This is a genomic window from Myxococcus llanfairpwllgwyngyllgogerychwyrndrobwllllantysiliogogogochensis (assembly GCF_006636215.1).
Classification (GTDB): Bacteria; Myxococcota; Myxococcia; order Myxococcales; family Myxococcaceae; genus Myxococcus; species Myxococcus llanfairpwllgwyngyllgogerychwyrndrobwllllantysiliogogogochensis.
The window spans coordinates 1-427 of record NZ_VIFM01000832.1; the positions used below are offsets into that span (position 1 = coordinate 1).

General features: G+C 69.8%; 1 protein-coding gene. It reads right to left on the bottom strand.

Features of this window, described 5'->3' with window-relative positions:
- A partial coding sequence (locus tag FJV41_RS57475) for a GGDEF domain-containing protein (protein WP_141649642.1) occupies positions 1 to 427 on the bottom strand: 427 nt, incomplete at both ends.

Below are 427 nucleotides of genomic sequence, written 5' to 3' on the forward strand. Positions count from 1 at the left end.
CTTCTCTTCCGCCGTCACGGTGCTGTCCGGCTGCTCCTCGATGCTGACGCGGTTGCGGCCCGCCACCTTGGCCTTGTAGAGCTGGCTGTCGGCGCGCTCGGTCCACAGCAGCGTCGTGCTGCGGATCCACTGGAGCGCGAACGCGCCGCCGATGCTGACGGTGACGTTGAGCTCGACGGTGGGCGAGATGCGGACCGGGGTGCGCTCCACCGCGCGGCGGATGCGCTCGGCCACCACGCGCCCGAACCCGGCGTGGCAGGCGGGCAGCACGACGGCGAATTCTTCGCCGCCGTAACGCGAGAGGGTGTCCATGGGGCGCACGCAGCGGCTCAGCGTGCGGGCGATCGACTGCAGGACGATGTCCCCGGCCATGTGGCCGTAGGTGTCGTTCACCCGCTTGAAGTGGTCGATGTCCAGCATCAGCAGC